This is a genomic window from Sphingomonas hominis (assembly GCF_013328205.1).
GTDB classification, from domain to species: domain Bacteria; phylum Pseudomonadota; class Alphaproteobacteria; order Sphingomonadales; family Sphingomonadaceae; genus Sphingomonas; species Sphingomonas hominis.
In genome coordinates this window covers 537,038-552,811 of sequence record NZ_JABULH010000001.1, presented here as the reverse complement: position 1 = coordinate 552,811, position 15,774 = coordinate 537,038, and the positions used below count along the sequence as shown (strand labels likewise).

The window sequence follows — 15,774 nt, the reverse complement described above, 5'->3', positions numbered from 1 at the left end:
CAAATGGCTCCGGCGCGATCGTTACGCAACCGCTCCGATCAGGTCGTGGCGTCGCAGCGCGTGGCGTAGCTGATCGTAGCTCAGCCCCAGTGCCTCGGCCGTCGCGCGCTGGTTGAAACGATGCTCGGCAAGCGTTCGCGCAAGCAGTTCGCGCTCGAACCGCGCGACGCGCGACTTGAAGTCGGACGGCCCCTCCTCGCACGCCACAACCGGGGTATCCTCCTCCGGCAGGTCACGTGGTTTCGCATTTAGCGTCTCGCTCCTCGTCACCGGCTTGGCAGTCCCGGGTCGGTAGGGCGAGTGAAACGGATCGATCTCGATTGCGTCGATCGGCCCCGCCTCTTCCCAGCGGTACACCGCGCGCTCGACCACGTTGCGCAGCTCGCGCACGTTGCCCGGCCAGCGATAATCCATCAACGCCTCGGTCGCCTTGGGTCCGAAGCCGACGAACTCGTCATGCCCCAGCTCCGACGCCATCCGCCGCCCGAAATGCTCGGCGAGCACCGGAATGTCGCTGCGTCGCGCGCGAAGCGGCGGCAAGGTCACCACCTCGAACGACAATCGGTCGAGCAGGTCAGCGCGGAACGTGCCGGCGTCGACACGATCGGGCAGATGCTCGTTGGTGGCAGCGACGATCCGCACATCGACCGTCATCGCGCGCGACGACCCGATCCGCGTCACTTCGCCATATTCCACCGCGCGCAGCAATCGCTCCTGCGCACCCATCGACAGCGTGCCGAGCTCGTCGAGGAACAATGTTCCCGCGTCCGCCTCCTCAAACCGCCCTGCCCGCGCCTTGGTCGCACCCGTGAACGCGCCAGCCTCATGTCCGAACAGCTCGGCCTCGATCAGCGTCTCGGGCAGCGCCGCACAGTTCATCGTGACCAGCGACTGGCTCCAGCGCGGGGACAAATGGTGCAGTCGCTCCGCCACCAGCTCCTTGCCCGTGCCGCGCTCGCCGATCACCAGCACCGGCCGATCGAGCGCGGCAGCGCGGCTCGCGCGTTCCAGCGCGTCGAGAAAGGCACCCGATTGCCCGATGACCTGCGTAGTGCGCCGCATGAACCGATGCTTGGCAAAATCCGCCAAGTCTTGGCAAGCCACAAAAGCTCACAATTCCGGCAAAACACTTCAAACCATTGCGATTAGCTCATTTTACAGACTGGCACACTCCCTGCAAAGCATGGGGCAACAACGCACACAGGGAGTAACACCAATGACCAACATCACCAGCAAGCTCGCCGCGATCGCCTGCACCATCGTCGTCAGCGCCACCATGCTCTTCGGCGCGGTCGGCCCCGCCACCGCGATCGGGCACGACACCCACATCACCCGCGTCGCCTGACGCTCCGATCCGGCCGGGCACCCGTTTTCGCCCCTGCCGAGATCGAGTAAGAAGCGCGTATCACCAGGAGTCCAATCCACATGGGCATTTTCTCCCGAACCCGCGACATCGTCGCCGCCAACATGGCCGAGCTGCTCGAGAAAGCGGACGACCCGGCGAAGATGATCCGGATGATCATCTCGGAGATGGAGGACACGTTGGTCGAGGTTCGCGCCTCCGCCGCGCGCACCATCGCCGACAGCAAGGAAATGCGCCGCCACATCGAACGCTTGTCCGAGCTAGAGCATAGCTGGACCGAGAAGGCCGAACTGGCGCTCAGCAAGAACCGCGAGGATTTGGCCAAGGCCGCCTTGGTCGAGCGCCGCAAGGCGGGCGACATGGCCGAACAGCTGCGCGACGAGGTCAAACTCCTCGACGACACGCTTCGCGCCAGCGAGGACGATATCGCCAAGCTTCAGTCGAAGCTGCGCGAGGCGCGGACCAAGCAGAACGCGATCGCGACGCGGCTGGAAAGCGCCAACACCAAGGCGCGCCTGCGCGAACTCTGGAACGGCCCCAAGACGCACGAAGCATTTAGCCGTTTCGAGCTCTTGGAGCGCCGCGCCGACGAGGCGGAGGGCCGCGCCGAGGCGATGGGGCTCACGCCGCGCACGCTGGAAGACGAATTCAACGAACTGCGCTCGAGCGACAAGATCGACGCCGAGCTCGCCGCGCTGAAAGCGCGCATGAACAAGGACCGCTGATATGGAAGACTTTCTGACACCCGTCTTCGTCTGCGCGATCCTCTTCATCGGGCTGCCGTGGCTGATCTTCCATTACGTGACCAAGTGGAAGACCGCGCCGCGCATCACCGACGAGGACGAGCGCTTGCTCGACGAGATGTACAATCTCGCGCGCCGGCTCGAAGAACGCGTCAACACGGTTGAGCGGATCGTCGCCGCCGACAATCCCGATTTCCGCCCTGGTCTGGCCGATTATCGCAACCAGCCCGACTTTCGGCTCGAGAGCGGCGACGCCCGCTTCGACCCCAGCCGCCAACAGCGTCCCTCGTTTGAACGGAGGAACTGATGTCCGACAGCCGCACCAAATTCTACCTCGATAAACAGAACGCCAAGTGGAAGGGCGTGTGCTCGGGGGTGGCCGACTATACGGGGATCGAGGTGATCTGGGTCCGCATCGCGATGATCCTGCTGACGCTCGCCGGCGGGTTCCCGTGGACGCTGATCGCTTATGCGCTGGTTGCCTGGATGGCGGAGGCCAAGCCGATCAATCTCTACCAGGACCGCGACGACCAGAAGTTCTGGCAGGGCGTGCGCTCCAACCCGACGCGCTCCACCGCCGAGGTTCGCTCGAAACTGCGCGACGTCGACCGCCGCCTGGCCGACATCGAGCTACACTACACCAGCCGCAACAGCGCGCTCGCCAACGAGATCGACAGCCTGCGCTGAACGACTGCGAGAAGGGGAGAGAAACAATGCACGGTCCCTGGTTCGTCCTCTCGATCATCGCGATGTCGATGGCCGCCTGGATCATCAACAATTGGATACGCGCCAAGCACGGTTACTCGATCAGCGACGATTGGGGCCGCAACATCGACAAGGGCGACGCGAACGCTGCCCGGCACATCGCGCTGCTGGGGCAAGAGAACGAGCAGCTGACCGGCAAGGTCAGCCGCCTGGAAGAGCGGATCGCGGTGCTCGAACGCATCGCCACCGACCCCGCCACCCGCACCGCGCGCGAGATCGACGCGCTGCGCGATCGCTGAAGGAGCGGACGATGTCAGATTTCATCGCACAGACTTCGGCGCTGGTGTTCATGCTCGCGCTCATCGTGCTCGGCATCGTGGTGCTCGGCGTCGGTAGCGAGATGTCCAAACGCTGGCTGGAGCACAAGGAAGTGATGGCAACTGCGCTGAACGCGCAGGCGGCCGAGAAAGCGGCGCAATATGCTGCGCAGACCGAGCGGCTGGAGGCGCGGGTTCGCGTGCTGGAACGGATCGCGACCGACGGCGGCAGCGATCTGTCGCGCGAGATCGAGCAACTGCGCACTTCGCCCGCACCCACCGCCCTCAACTGAACTCAACCTTTAACGGGAAAGAAGTCCGATGCCCTGGTCAGTTGCATTCATGGTGGTCATGATCGTGATGATCACCGCCATCGCCAAGACGGCGCGTCACCGCAACCAGCACATGCTCGGCGACGGCGGCACCGCCCCGCATGAGGTCACCCGCGCGCAGGAGGAGATCCGCGCACTCAAGGAGCGCGTGCAGGTGCTCGAACGCGTCATCACCGACAACCACAACAGCCTCGACCTCGATCGCCAGATCGAGCGGCTGCGCGACCACTGAACCCGCAGGAGATGGTCACCATGTCCGATCCCAATTTCTACCTGACGATGGCCGCGGCGATGCTCGCCGGGCTCGCGATGCTGACCTACGCCGGCCTGAACGGCTGGCGCGGCTGGCTCCAACTCAAGCACCAGCAGATGGCGCAGGATCACCTCGCCGCCGCGCCCGCTGGTCCCAGTGCCGGCGCGCGGATCGAGATCGCCGATCTGAAGGAGCGCATTCGCAAGCTCGAGGCGATCGCGGCGGGCGTCGACCTGTGACAAAGGCGGCGGGCACATTGCTCGCCATGCACGCGCGGCCGCACGGTTGCGGTGCGCGCGAGCAGGCGATAGCGCCGCGGGTATGACCGACGCCGCCTCCACCACGCTCGCCGACATCCGCGACGAATATGAGTTCCTCGAAGGCGACGACCGCTACCGCCTGCTCGTCGACCTCGGGCGCGCGTTGGAGGAGATGCCCGCCGCGCTCAAGACCGAGGCCACATTGGTGCGCGGCTGCTCCGCCTCGGTCTGGGTCTATCCGACCGTCAAGGACGACGGCACGCTGCACCTGCTCGCCGACAGCAACGCCGCGATCACCAAGGGGATCATCGCGCTGGTCCTGCTGACCGTACAGGACCGCGCGCCCGCCGATATCCTCGCCACCGACATCGACGCCGAACTCGCCCCGTTCAACCTAAAGGCGCAACTCAGCTCCAACCGCACGCAAGGCATTCCCAATATGATTGCACTGATCCGCGAGACGGCAGCGCGCTACGCGTAGCGGGCACGCGGGATGTGCCAACAGCCTTTACTCGGACGGTGAACTGACCCCACCCAAACGCCTTCCGTCATCCCGGACTTGATCCGGGATCCCGCTGCCTTCTTTCACACTGCCCGAAAATCCGAACCTTGGATCAAGCCCAGGGTGACGACGACGACGACTTAAGCTGATCGGGAATGACCCTTGCGTGGCCCGTCCCCGCTCTCACCCGCTCTCCATGCCTAAATTGCAGCGCGTCAGAGCCGGCGAACCACGACCAGCGACGACGGGCCTCCCCACATCACAGCGTCGCCACCCACTGCGCCAGCGCCGCGTCGTCGCGCATGTCGCCGGTGTAGCGATACCGCGGCACCGCCGGCTCGTTCGACCCGCGCTTCCGCCCGCGATAAACTTTCATCGGCACCACCGCCTGCGCGATCCCGCTCGGCAGCATCTTCTCGCGCACGTCCATGTAGAGCGTGTCGGCCGACGTATCCTGACCCACCTGCACCGCACCCAGCGCGGTCCACAGATCGACCGCGTCGAGGCACGCCGACCCGCAGCCCCAATCGGTCAGCACGAACACGCGCGCAGTCGGCGGCGCGACCGGCGGCTCGTTCGCCTTGACCGCGGCGGCCGCGTCGCTCGCATCGCGCCACAACGGCTCGCCGCGCGCGCGTGCGCCCGCGATCCCTGCCGCGATCTTCCCAGCCCAGGCGATCGCCTCGGGCGAGCCGTCGGGCGACGCCTGCCACGCCGCCTTGTAACCCTGCAGCGTCGCCAGATTGCCCGTCGACGCGCGCCAGTCGACCGCCTCCGAACTGACCTCGGCCCGATCAACCGCCGCACGCCCCCAGATCACGCGCGCGATCTGCTGCGACCATTCGGACGATCCGCCGCCGTTGCCGCGCAGGTCGAGCACGATCCGCGGTGCGCGCACCACATTCGCGCGATCGCGCGCCATGTCGGCGATCATCGGCCGCAACGCCTTGGCGGTCGCGCCCTCCGGGTCACCATCGAAGCTGCTCATCGAAAACCAGCGCGTCCCATCCGCCAGCACCCGTGCGCCGATCGCTGGCCGCGCGCGCGGCGCAGTCGCGGCGAAGCGCGTGTCGAACTCGGCGTCAGACAGCGGACGCCACGCGAGCGTCACGTCCTGCCGCTTGCCTGCCGCCGTGAACGTGCAGCGCACCGGCCGCGTGATGAACGGATTGCGCGCGTCGACGAACAACCGTCCACCTTGCGTCGCACGCTGGCTGGCAAGTTGCCAGCGCCCGCGAAACGCGCCGACGTTGCGCGCGGCCAGCCGCTCCGCCGCGACGCCGTCGCACGCCTCCAGCACCGCGCCGACCGGCAGCGCGACCCCGTCGGCCACCGTCCGCACCACCTGCCGCCCGGCGCCGTCGAACCCGGTCAGGAACCCCGGCCATTCGAGCGCCAGCGGCTCGGCCTTCTGCACGTCCAAAGCGACGTGCCCATCATCGAACGCGGCCACGTACCCGCGCATCGTCCACAGATAGCCCGCATAGTCGCGCACCTGGGTCGCCCGCTTCAACGCCAACGCCAACCCGGCATCGTTGCGCCGCGCAAAGGCGGGATCCAACTGATTGTATGGCCCGGGATGATCTTGGGCGATCTGGTCGTGGAACGCCCGCGCGTCGGCGCTGAGCGTCGCCTGCCAGTCGCGCGGCGCATCCGCCGCCGCGATCGACGCCGCACCCGCCATCAACGCCAGCCATCGTCCGCGCATACTATGTTCCCCCACTCGCTACATGTCGGACCCCTTCCACCGACGCAATGGATGCGAATGTGTTTGCATAGGGGGGGGGTCGGATCGTCGAGCGCACGGACAATCCCGGTGGCGGCATCGGTGAACATCGCCCGGTGCCCCGCCGTGTCGAACAACTATCGAGCGCGTCCCGCCTGTACCTCGGCGACGCTGAGAGAACTCAGTCGGCGGCGTCGCGCAACACGTCGCCCAGCAACGCCACGTCAGCGCCCTCCGGCACGATCCGCCAGCGATCTGGCGCCTGCGTGTCAACCACCACTACTGCCTTCCGCGGGCAGATCCCCAGGCACTTCGTCTCGACCACCCCGACGCTCGCCTTGCGCCCCTTGCCGAACCCCGGCTCTTGCCTGAGCGCCTTGGCGAGCGGCGTGCGCCCCTTGTCGCCGAATCCGCCACCCAGTTTCTTGGAGCATTTGCCGCATACCAGCACCGCGCCCGACCAGCGCGCCCGCACGTGATCTTTCACCCGCGCCTCATGCCCCCGCCGGCTTCCACGTCCGCGCGTCCTCGGCGCTGCGGAGTACCTCGTATGCCGCCTGGATCGCCTGAAACCGCTTAGCCGCCTCGGGATCGTTCGGTCGCACGTCGGGGTGGTTCGACTTCGCCAGCCGCCGCCACGCCAGCTTCACCTCATCGAACGACGCGTCGACCTCAAGCTCGAGCACGTCGAGCGCGCGCATCTCGTCGCGCGAGCGCGTGCCGTCGCCGGGCCCCGCCCATGCCTGGTGCTTCGATTGCGCGAAGCCGCCCGCATCGCGCCGCTCGTCCGCCTCGCGCGCCGCGGCTTCCTCCGCCGACAATCCTTCGAAGTAATTCCAGCCGCGATTATATTCGCCCGCATGGACCTGGCAGAAATACCAGCGCTCCGGGCTGTTCGGGCTCTTGGGCGCGGGGCAATTGCCCGGCTCCTCGCACCCGTGGCGGTCGCACAGCCGCACCGTCTGCGCCGCGCGTCCGCTGCCGTAGCCGCGCCAGCGTGGGAAGCCCCAGTCGTTCGATCGTGTGGTGTGACGCGCCATGAAGGGTCCGAGATAGGCTGCGCGCGGCGCAGGGCAACCGCGAAGGTGAAATGTCAGAGGGTCTGTAAGCCGGGTTCTGTCCACCTCGCCTTGGCGGCAGGGATAGGCGACCATTCCTCTCGGCCCGCGCTCGCACGCGGGCTCCAGCAATCAACCCGGGCAGCGGGTGGGAACACACCCTGGTGACACGAGATCGCCGCGCCGCCCCTATTCGATCTTGCTCCCGGTGGGGTTTGCCGTGCCGCCCCTGTTGCCAGGCGCGCGGTGCGCTCTTGCCGCACCCTTTCACCGTGACCGATCCGAGGATCGGCCGTCTGCTCTCTGTGGCACTTTCCCTGGGGTTGCCCCCGGCGGGCGTTACCCGCCACCGTTGTTCCGCGGAGCCCGGACTTTCCTCGACGCTTTCGCGACGCGGCCGCCCGACCCTCTGACGCCGGCTCCTCTAGTCGTCGCCCTGCGGTTTGGGAAGCAGCAACGCGAGCAGGATCATCCGGCACTCGGCATCGATCTCGCCGTCGATCAACTCGGGGCGAAAGCGCCGCTGAAATGCCATGATCGCCGCCATCCGGTCGGACACGTCGTAACCGAAACGTTCGAGCGCCAGACAGAACCCCGCCTCGCTCCAGAACGGATCGGCCAGGTTCTTGGTCGGTCGCGGCAGTGCCAGCCGCAACCGCGACAACCGGTTCCACGGAAACAGCTCACCCGGATCGCGCTTACGCGCCGGCGCAATGTCGGAATGTCCCACGACATTGCCGCGCGTGATCTCGTATTTGTCCTTCAGATGCGCGACCAGCCGCACCACCGCGTCGATCTGCGCTTCGGGAAAGGCGCGATAGCCCCATTCGTGCCCCGGATTGACGATCTCGATCCCGATCGAGGCGGAGTTCACGTCCTCGATGTCGCGCCAATGCGACGTGCCCGCGTGCCAGGCACGATGTTCGTCGGCGACCAGCCGCAGCACGCGGCCGTCCTCGTGCACCAGATAATGGCACGACACCTCGGCCGCCGGATCGCACAACCGTGTAACCGCAGCCTCGGCGCTCTCCATGCCGGTGTAATGCAGCACCAGCATCGTGATCGGCAGCGTGCGGTCGTTGAAATTGGGCGATGGTGCGTCGATCACCCTCACCCGCGCACCTGCACCATCACGCCACCTCGTCGGCCATTGTCGCGGCCGGCTATACGGACGCGGGGGCCGCGTGCAAAGCGGCTCACCCGCGCGATCGCACCGCCTGCTCGCCGCCCGTCTCGACCCGCTCGTAGAAGCCGCGGTGCGCGGCGCTGGGCCGCAGCAGGTCGCTCTGCCCGATCACCGTCTCGCCCGCCCCCAACAGCAGCAGCCCGCCCGGTTTCAGCGCCTGCGCCGCCCGCTCCAGCACGACGTGCCGAACCGGCGCCGACAGGTAGAACAACACGTTGCGACACAGGATCATGTCGAACCGACCCGGCGCAGGATCGGTCGCCAGATTGTGCCGACGATAGCTGATGCTCGACAACAGCGTCTTGCTCGCCACCCAATTGGCGCCGTCGCCCTCGAACCAGCGCATCATGCGCCGGATCGGCAGACCGCGCTGGATCTCGAACTGCGAGTAACTGCCGGTCCGCGCGCGCGCGATCGCGCTCGCCGACACGTCGGTAGCGAGGATGTCGGGCGCCGGCCCGCCGTCCTCCGCGAACAGCATCGCCAGCGACAGCGGCTCCTGCCCGGTCGCGCAGGCCGCGCACCAGATACGCGGTCGCGCCTCGGCGCTGCCCGTCTCGCGCACCGCGCGCACCGCGCCCTCGATCACCCCGGCGTCACGGAAGAAGGAGGTTTCCTGGTTCAACAGCGCGTCGACGATCCGGTCGCCGATGCGGTGATCGTGCCCGTCGAGCAAGCGCGCCACCAACGCGTCCGCGCTCGGCAGATCGAGCTCGACCAGCAGGGGCAGCAAGGCCGTGTCGAGCCGCCAGCTACGATTGGCGGCGAGCTGCTGCCCGGTGCGTGCCTCCAACAATGCGGAGAACACCATCGTCGCCCCCGCGCTCGGCGGATGGGTTCGCGTCGCGCTCATCGCCTGCTCCCATTGGCGACGATGAAGCCGGCGATCTGCGCGGGCGTCATGATCGCGTGCGCCAGCCCCGCGTCCGCTACCGCGCCCGGCATGCCCCACACGACCGAGCTATCGCGGTCCTGCACCAGCACCGTGCCGCCGGCGGCGCGAACGTCGCGCGCGCCGTCCGCCCCGTCGCGTCCCATGCCGCTCAGCACGACCGCCAGCAGTCGCTCGCGGTACACCTTCGCGAGCGTCGACAGCATCGGGTCCACCGACGGCAGATTGCCCGTCACGGCCGCTTCGCGCGACAATCGCAGCGCCGCGGTCCCGTCGCCGAGCGACACCGCCACAACGTGCGCGTCCCCTGGCGCGATCACGATCCGTCCCGGCAGCAACCGCATCCGGTCGTCCGCGACATCGCACGGCCGCCCCGATACGCTCGACAATTGCGCGGCAAAGAAAGTGGAAAAGCTGCCGGGCAGATGCTGCGTCACCACGATCGGCCGCTGCATCGAGGCGGGCACCGCGCGCAGCACCGTGGTCAGCGCGTGAATGCCGCCGGTCGACGCGCCGATTGCCACGACGTCGAACGGAAAGGCGGGCGCCGCCGCGTTTCGCACGATGTCGCTCGCGCCCACGTGGTTCGCCGTTAATCCGTCGAGCTTGGCGAGCAGGATGTCACCGAAGCGCGTGCCGATCGTCGCCGCTCCGGGTTTCACCCCAGGCTTCTCCAGCGTATCGGCAGCACCCAGCGACAGCGCTTCGATCGCGTGCGCGCCGCCGTCCTGTGCCGACCCGGACACGATCAATATCTTGGCGCCGCCCCCGTCACGCAGCAGGTCGCGCATCGCCGCCAACCCGCTGGTACGCGGCATGTCGATGTCGAGCAGGATGAGGTCGACCTCGGTCTGCTGCAACACCCCCAGCGCCTGCACCGCGCCGGCGCAAGTCGCGACCAGGCTGTAGCGTCCGCTGTCGGCCACGATCCGCGCCAATGCCGCGCGCGCGACCGCCGAATCATCGACGATCAGCACGCGGGGCAAGGCGCGAGCGGCCATCGGCCGTGCAAGCGGGCGCGCCAGCGCCACGATCCGCTCCTTGTCGCCCGCCGCCCTTACGCGACCCCGACGATCTGCAACTTGCTTTCCAGCGTTTCCCGGTCGAACGGCTTCATGACATATTCGTCTGCCCCGGCCTCGATCGCGGCGCGGATGTGCGCCATGCCGTTCTCCGTCGTGCAGAACACCACCTTGGGGCGCTTGGGCAGCGTTTCGTCGCCCAGCGCGCGCAGGAACTCCATGCCGCTCATCACCGGCATGTTCCAGTCGAGCAGCACAACGTCGGGGTGGTGCGCGTGGCACTGCGACAACGCCTCACGCCCATCGGCCGCCTCGACCACCGCGAAGTTCAGCGTTTCCAGAATATGGCGCGCAACCTTGCGGATGACCTTGGAATCATCGACGATCAGGCAGGTTTTCATGCTGGTACTCGACTCGCATCGTGGATGGTGGACTATGGCGTCGCACCCGTAAGTGTCGCGTTAACGGCTGCCGCTGACCGCCGTCGGGGGTGTCGGACAATCGAAGACTGCTCCGGTCACGCACTCGCCAGCGCGACCAACCGGTCGAGGTCGAGCATCAGCAGCGTTTCATTCTCTCCGTCGGCGATGCCGCTCACCGCCGACCATCCGCCTTCCAACGCCATCCCTGCGGGCGGCGGCGCGATCGCCAGTCCGGCGACGTCCTCCAGCGTGTCGACCGCGATCGCGTACAGGTGACCGTCGATCATCGTCACCACCCCGCGCCCGCCGCCGCTGCCGCGCGGCAGCCCCAGCACGCGGTGCGTCTCGATCACCGTGGCGACGCGACTGCGCAGCGCGGCGAGCCCGCGGATCGTCGCCGGCGCGCCCGGGGTCGGCACCACCGGCGGCAGGTCGACCACCGAATCGACCCGCGTGGCATCGAACAACAGCCCGCGCCCCGCGACATGCGCGACCAATTGCAATCCCGCGCTCATGCCCGACACTCCTGCAATGCGGCAACCAGCGCGGCGCGGTCGCCGCGGTACAGCCCTGCCCCTGCCTGACGGCTCAGTCGGATGACCCGCCCCGGCGCACCACCCGCATCCTCCTCCATCGCCAGTGCGACCGCGACCGGCGTACCCGGCGGCGCGCGGCGCACCACGTCGTAGCCCGCGGCCTCGATCGTGGGACGCAGGAACGCGTCCATCCACCCGCTCTCGCTGCCATGCAGCAAGCACAGCGGACGCACGCTCGGCTGCACCGCCGTCTCGAACAATGCCAGCGGATCGACCAGTTCGATCGGCTCACCCGCCAGCATTGCGACCAGCGCGCCGCCCGGCGCTTCCAGCATCTCGGCCGGCAGGTCGACGATCTCGATCGCCTCGCGCACCGGGTAACCGATCTCGCGCCCGTCGAGCTGCAGCCGCAGCATCGTCGACACGCGCGCCGGATCGTCGACGCGCCCGGTCCATAACGGCACCGCCGCACCCTCGCGCGTGACCCACCAGCGCCCGGCCGCCAGCGACACCGCTGTCGCCGGCACCTGCTCGATCCGCCCAACGGCTTCCGCCGCGATCATGCGCCGTTGTCCGTCGGCGTCGAGGAACAGCAACGCGCGCGGCACCTCGACCGCGACCTCCGCGTCCGCTGCCGCCTCGCGCCGCTCGAACCTCAACCCCGCACGCGCGGCGATCCCCGCCACGTCGAGCAACAGGATCGGCACGCCGTCGTCGGGCAGCATCTGTCCGGCATAGATCCCGGCCGACATGACGGCGGGGGCGGCGGGCTTCACCACCAGTTCCTGCGTTTCCACCACGCCGCTGATGCCCAGCGCGAACGAACCCTCGCGCACGTTCAGGATCGCGACCATCGCCACCGTCTCGGGCGTGTCGAGCGACAGCAACGCCGGCAGGTCGATCATCGGCATCCGCCGCCCCCGCACCGCCGTCATCGCGCTGCCGCCGAACCGGTCGATCCTGAGCGCCCCCTCGCTGGTTCTCGTGTCAACCGCAACGATCTCCTCGACCGCCTGCCGCGCCAGCGCGAAGCGCGTGCCCGCGGCTTCCACGATCACCGCGTTCAGAATCGCCAGCGTCAGCGGCACCTCGATCGTCACGGTCAGCCCGCGGCCGCACTCGTTGCGCAAACCGATGCGGCCGCCGATCTGCTCGACATTGGCCTTGACCACGTCCATGCCGACGCCGCGGCCCGAGACGTCGCTCGCTTCCTCGCGCGTCGACAATCCCGGCTCGAAGATCAGGTCGAGCTTGCGCGCCTCGCTCCAGCCCGCGATCTCGGCCGCGCGCGCCGGCCGCGCCCGCACCACCTTGTCGACCAGCCGCTCGGCGTCGATGCCCTGCCCGTCGTCGGCAACTTCGATCACGATCAGATTGCCCGCCTGCCGCGCCGCGATCCGCAAGCTGCCGGCCGCCGGCTTGCCCGCGAACACGCGGTCCGCGCGCGCCTCGATCCCGTGGTCGATCGCGTTTCGCACCATGTGCGCCAGCGGATCGCGCAGCATCTCGATCATCTCGCGGTCGAGCTCGACGTCGCCGCCCTCGATCACCAGCGACACCGACTTGCCGACCGCCGCCGCGGTGTCGCGCACCATCCGCGGCAGCGCCTGGAACAATGCATCAATCCGCTGCATCCGCGTCCGCGTCACCGTATCCCGCAGTTCGGCGACGGTGACCGACAGCCGCTCCAGCGTCGCCTCCAGTTGCGGGTCGCCGGTGTCCCGCAACTGCCGCGCCACCTGGTTGCGCGCCAGCACCATGTCCGACACGCCGCTCATCATCCGGTCGAGCAGATCGACCGACAGCCGCACGCTCCGTTTCGGCGCGCGCACCGGCGTCGCTGCGGCGGGTGCCGCCTCGGCGTTCGGCGTGGTGGCGCCGCTGCCGTCGAGCAGCGCGATCAACGCCGCCTCGTCGCCGTCGTCGAGCGGCTGCCCCGAATCGATCGCCTCGACGATCTCGCCGATCCGGTCGATGATCGCCAGGATCGCCGACACGGTCGCCACATCGGGCACCCGCTCGCCTGATCGCACCGCCGACAGCACGTCCTCCGCCGCGTGGCTCAACCGCGCGAGCCGCGGCAGATCGAGGAAGCCGCAGCTCCCCTTGATCGTATGGATGAACCGAAAGATCGCGTCCAGGCGCGCGCGATCGGTCGGATCGCGTTCCCAGCCGACGATCTCGCCCGAAATCGCGTCCAGCGTTTCGCGCGTCTCGGCAATGAATTCCTGCAGCAGATCGTCCATGAAGCCCCGATTCCCTCGGGACTGGCATGGCACGATCAGGTTAAGGCTCGCTTAGGAGCGCTCGTCCTTGCGCCACCGCGTCACCGCGACGACGGCAGCGTCGCGCCGAACAGGATTGACCCGTCCTCGCCCTCGCTCACCACCACCGACCCGCCAGCTTCCGCCGCAATCGCGTGCACCAGATAGGCTGCGGCAGCACGCGGTGTGATCGCCTCGCTTGCCCCACCGCTCACCAACGTCTCGCGCAGCTCGGGGTCGAGCACGACGCGCGGCCCTTCCGCGTGCAGCACGATCTCGGTCAGCCCGTCATTATCTTCCGCGCCGATCGTCAGCCGCCCGCCGCGCACCAGCGCGTCGCCCGCGATCATCGACAGGTTCAGCAGCACCTTGATCGCCGACTTGGTCAGCTCGGTCCGCTCGATCACCCAGTCGAGCGTCAGCCGCTTGTTGTCGCCCAACAAACCTTGGATCGCTACCTGCGCCTCGCGCGCATCGACCCGCTCGCCGAAGCCGCCCGCCGCACCGAATGCGAGCCGAAAGAATTTCAGCTTGTTCGCCGACACCCGCGCGCTCTCGCTGAGCAACTCCATGCAGCGCGCGCGCATCTCGGGATCGGTCTCGTCGGCGAGCAGCTCCAACCCGTTGTTGAGCGCACCGACCGGCGACAGCAGATCGTGGCACAGCCGCGAACAAAGCAGGCTGGCGAAGTCGACCGGGCTGATGGCCATGAACGATCCTTGGACGCGGGAAAAACGGGTAGCGGCGTTGTGGCCGCTGCACCGCGCACGCGCAAGCAGGGTTAACGCCGGCTCACCCCGCCACCACGCTCAGCGCGACGGGATCGAACCGGCCGTGCACCGCGCCGGCCGCCACCGCTCGCCACGCCATAACCTGCCCCGCTGCGGCGATGACCCAGATCGCGCCGTCCGCCGCCGCCTCCGCCGCGTCGGTCGCGGAAGGTCGCGCGTCGCCCGTCGGATGCGAGTGGTAATGTCCGATCACGCGCGGCCCGCCAGCGCGCCCCTCCCGCCACGCCGCGATCAAAGCCGCGGGATCGAGCTCGAAGCGACGCGCCGGGATATCGCTCACGTTCGCGCACGGCCGCACGCGCGCGATCCGCCCCACGTCCCCCAGCAGCAATCCGCACACTTCGTCGCGCGACGACGCAGCGTGATCGAGAATTCGTTGCCGATCCGTAATTGAAATTTCCACCTTCATCGCCATGTAGGATGCCGCATGGACCGGGGGGTTTCCATCATCGAAGCGACGATCGCGCCCGCGGCTGACGGCTGGCGGCTCGACCGTGCGCTGGCCGACGCGGTGCCGACCTTGTCGCGTGAGCGGTTAAAGGTGCTGATCAACGCCGGCCAGGTCTCGCAAGGCGATGCGCTGGTGCGCGATCCCGCGCGCAAGTCGCGCGGTGGCGAACGCTTCAACGTCGCGGTCCCCGCCCCTGCACCTGCGCACAACGAAGCGCAGGACATACCGCTCGTCGTCGCCTACGAGGACGAGCATCTGATCGTGATCGACAAGCCAGCCGGCCTCGTCGTCCACCCCGCCGCGGGCAACCTCGACGGCACGCTCGTCAACGCATTGCTCCACCATTGCGGCGGCAGCCTGTCGGGGATCGGCGGCGTCGCGCGCCCCGGCATCGTCCACCGCATCGACAAGGACACCTCGGGGCTGATGGTCGCGGCCAAGACCGATCGCGCGCACGAGGGGTTGGCGAAGCAGTTCGCCGCGCACTCGATCGACCGCCGCTACCGCGCGATCGTTGGCGGTCGTCCGATGCCGCCCGCCGGCAGCGTCGACGCTCCGCTCGCGCGCAGCCCGCAGAACCGCAAAAAGGTCGCGATCGTCGCCTCTACCTATTCGGGCGCCAAGCGTGCGGTCACGCACTACCGCACGCTGCACCATTTGCGCGATGCGGCAATGGTCGAGTGCCGTTTGGAAACGGGCCGCACGCATCAGGTCCGCGTCCACATGGCGTCGCTCGGCCATTCCTTGCTCGGCGACCCGGTTTATGGTAGAACAAAACAAGTTCACAAGGTCGTCTTGGACGACCTAAGTTTCCGTCGACAGGCGCTGCACGCGACCCGGCTGGGGTTCGTTCACCCGATTTCAACCGCCACGGTGGCGTTTGACAGTCCGATGCCCGCCGACATGCAGGAACTGTTCAGGCGGCTTGACGTATAGCTTCGGACCACGCGT

At 68.1% G+C, this 15,774-nt stretch carries 22 protein-coding genes and 1 other RNA gene; 10 read left to right on the top strand and 13 right to left on the bottom strand.

Going from position 1 to position 15,774, the window contains the following annotated elements; all coding sequences use genetic code 11:
• Window positions 1-21 precede the first annotated feature (21 nt).
• Window positions 22-1,062 carry a phage shock protein operon transcriptional activator gene (pspF, locus tag HRV97_RS02830; RefSeq protein ID WP_174192151.1) on the bottom strand — a complete coding sequence of 347 codons (1,041 nt, stop codon included), beginning with the start codon at window positions 1,060-1,062 and terminating at the stop codon, window positions 22-24.
• A 154-nt stretch (window positions 1,063-1,216) separates the two neighbouring features.
• Here pspF and HRV97_RS17595 point away from each other — a divergent pair, with 154 nt between their 5' ends.
• The 9 genes from HRV97_RS17595 to HRV97_RS02790 all read left to right on the top strand — a co-directional run bounded on the left by HRV97_RS17595 (window position 1,217) and on the right by HRV97_RS02790 (window position 4,454).
• Window positions 1,217-1,345 (top strand): hypothetical protein, encoded by a 129-nt coding sequence (locus tag HRV97_RS17595; RefSeq protein WP_281356762.1) that lies wholly within the window; start codon window positions 1,217-1,219, stop codon window positions 1,343-1,345.
• Window positions 1,346-1,425: 80 nt separating this feature from the next.
• Window positions 1,426-2,088: a phage shock protein PspA gene (pspA, locus tag HRV97_RS02825; RefSeq protein WP_174192150.1), complete on the top strand. Its 663-nt coding sequence runs from the start codon at window positions 1,426-1,428 to the stop codon at window positions 2,086-2,088.
• A 1-nt stretch (window position 2,089) separates the two neighbouring features.
• Entirely contained in the window at window positions 2,090-2,413 is a 324-nt protein-coding gene (gene pspB, locus HRV97_RS02820; protein WP_174192149.1) for an envelope stress response membrane protein PspB, read from the top strand.
• Window positions 2,413-2,793 (top strand): envelope stress response membrane protein PspC, encoded by a 381-nt coding sequence (pspC, locus tag HRV97_RS02815; protein ID WP_174192148.1) that lies wholly within the window; start codon window positions 2,413-2,415, stop codon window positions 2,791-2,793. Before pspB ends, pspC begins: the two co-directional genes overlap by 1 nt.
• Before the next feature lie 26 nt (window positions 2,794-2,819).
• A complete protein-coding gene (locus HRV97_RS02810) occupies window positions 2,820-3,110 on the top strand; it encodes a hypothetical protein (RefSeq protein WP_174192147.1) in 291 nt (96 codons plus the stop codon).
• Window positions 3,111-3,121: 11 nt separating this feature from the next.
• Complete coding sequence (locus HRV97_RS02805; RefSeq protein ID WP_425505717.1) at window positions 3,122-3,421, top strand: hypothetical protein; 300 nt, start codon at window positions 3,122-3,124, stop codon at window positions 3,419-3,421.
• Between the two features lie 28 nt (window positions 3,422-3,449).
• Window positions 3,450-3,692 carry a hypothetical protein gene (locus HRV97_RS02800; protein WP_174192146.1) on the top strand — a complete coding sequence of 81 codons (243 nt, stop codon included), beginning with the start codon at window positions 3,450-3,452 and terminating at the stop codon, window positions 3,690-3,692.
• A 20-nt stretch (window positions 3,693-3,712) separates the two neighbouring features.
• Complete coding sequence (locus HRV97_RS02795; protein ID WP_174192145.1) at window positions 3,713-3,952, top strand: hypothetical protein; 240 nt, start codon at window positions 3,713-3,715, stop codon at window positions 3,950-3,952.
• A gap of 82 nt (window positions 3,953-4,034) precedes the next feature.
• Window positions 4,035-4,454 (top strand): SufE family protein, encoded by a 420-nt coding sequence (locus HRV97_RS02790; protein ID WP_174192144.1) that lies wholly within the window; start codon window positions 4,035-4,037, stop codon window positions 4,452-4,454.
• A 280-nt stretch (window positions 4,455-4,734) separates the two neighbouring features.
• Here the strand turns inward: HRV97_RS02790 and HRV97_RS02785 are convergent, their stop codons facing one another.
• The 12 genes from HRV97_RS02785 to HRV97_RS02730 all read right to left on the bottom strand — a co-directional run bounded on the left by HRV97_RS02785 (window position 4,735) and on the right by HRV97_RS02730 (window position 14,781).
• Window positions 4,735-6,183 (bottom strand): S41 family peptidase, encoded by a 1,449-nt coding sequence (locus HRV97_RS02785; RefSeq protein ID WP_246248486.1) that lies wholly within the window; start codon window positions 6,181-6,183, stop codon window positions 4,735-4,737.
• Window positions 6,184-6,382: 199 nt separating this feature from the next.
• On the bottom strand, window positions 6,383-6,688 hold the full coding sequence (locus HRV97_RS02780; protein WP_174192143.1) for a (2Fe-2S) ferredoxin domain-containing protein: 306 nt from the start codon (window positions 6,686-6,688) through the stop codon (window positions 6,383-6,385).
• 7 nt (window positions 6,689-6,695) lie between these two features.
• Window positions 6,696-7,241, bottom strand: a complete 546-nt coding sequence (locus tag HRV97_RS02775) for a J domain-containing protein (protein ID WP_174192142.1) — start codon at window positions 7,239-7,241, stop codon at window positions 6,696-6,698.
• Between the two features lie 49 nt (window positions 7,242-7,290).
• Window positions 7,291-7,672: RNase P RNA component class A (rnpB, locus tag HRV97_RS02770), an RNA gene on the bottom strand.
• An 11-nt stretch (window positions 7,673-7,683) separates the two neighbouring features.
• Window positions 7,684-8,316 (bottom strand): N-acetylmuramoyl-L-alanine amidase, encoded by a 633-nt coding sequence (locus tag HRV97_RS02765; RefSeq protein WP_223176606.1) that lies wholly within the window; start codon window positions 8,314-8,316, stop codon window positions 7,684-7,686.
• Window positions 8,317-8,455: 139 nt separating this feature from the next.
• Window positions 8,456-9,298: a CheR family methyltransferase gene (locus HRV97_RS02760; RefSeq protein ID WP_174192140.1), complete on the bottom strand. Its 843-nt coding sequence runs from the start codon at window positions 9,296-9,298 to the stop codon at window positions 8,456-8,458.
• Window positions 9,295-10,368, bottom strand: coding sequence for a chemotaxis protein CheB (locus tag HRV97_RS02755; protein ID WP_343044413.1), 1,074 nt, complete (start codon window positions 10,366-10,368; stop codon window positions 9,295-9,297). Before HRV97_RS02755 ends, HRV97_RS02760 begins: the two co-directional genes overlap by 4 nt.
• Window positions 10,369-10,394: 26 nt before the next feature.
• A complete protein-coding gene (locus HRV97_RS02750; protein WP_174192139.1) occupies window positions 10,395-10,760 on the bottom strand; it encodes a response regulator in 366 nt (121 codons plus the stop codon).
• A gap of 116 nt (window positions 10,761-10,876) precedes the next feature.
• Entirely contained in the window at window positions 10,877-11,296 is a 420-nt protein-coding gene (locus HRV97_RS02745; protein ID WP_174192138.1) for a chemotaxis protein CheW, read from the bottom strand.
• Window positions 11,293-13,563, bottom strand: coding sequence for a chemotaxis protein CheA (locus HRV97_RS02740; protein WP_174192137.1), 2,271 nt, complete (start codon window positions 13,561-13,563; stop codon window positions 11,293-11,295). The genes HRV97_RS02745 and HRV97_RS02740 overlap by 4 nt, the downstream gene beginning before the upstream one ends.
• An 80-nt stretch (window positions 13,564-13,643) precedes the next feature.
• On the bottom strand, window positions 13,644-14,291 hold the full coding sequence (locus HRV97_RS02735) for a histidine phosphotransferase family protein (protein ID WP_174192136.1): 648 nt from the start codon (window positions 14,289-14,291) through the stop codon (window positions 13,644-13,646).
• 82 nt (window positions 14,292-14,373) lie between these two features.
• A complete protein-coding gene (locus HRV97_RS02730) occupies window positions 14,374-14,781 on the bottom strand; it encodes a M67 family metallopeptidase (protein ID WP_174192656.1) in 408 nt (135 codons plus the stop codon).
• An 18-nt stretch (window positions 14,782-14,799) separates the two neighbouring features.
• Between HRV97_RS02730 and HRV97_RS02725 the strand changes: the two genes are divergently transcribed.
• Entirely contained in the window at window positions 14,800-15,759 is a 960-nt protein-coding gene (locus tag HRV97_RS02725) for an RluA family pseudouridine synthase (protein ID WP_174192135.1), read from the top strand.
• The last annotated feature ends 15 nt before the right edge of the window (window positions 15,760-15,774 follow it).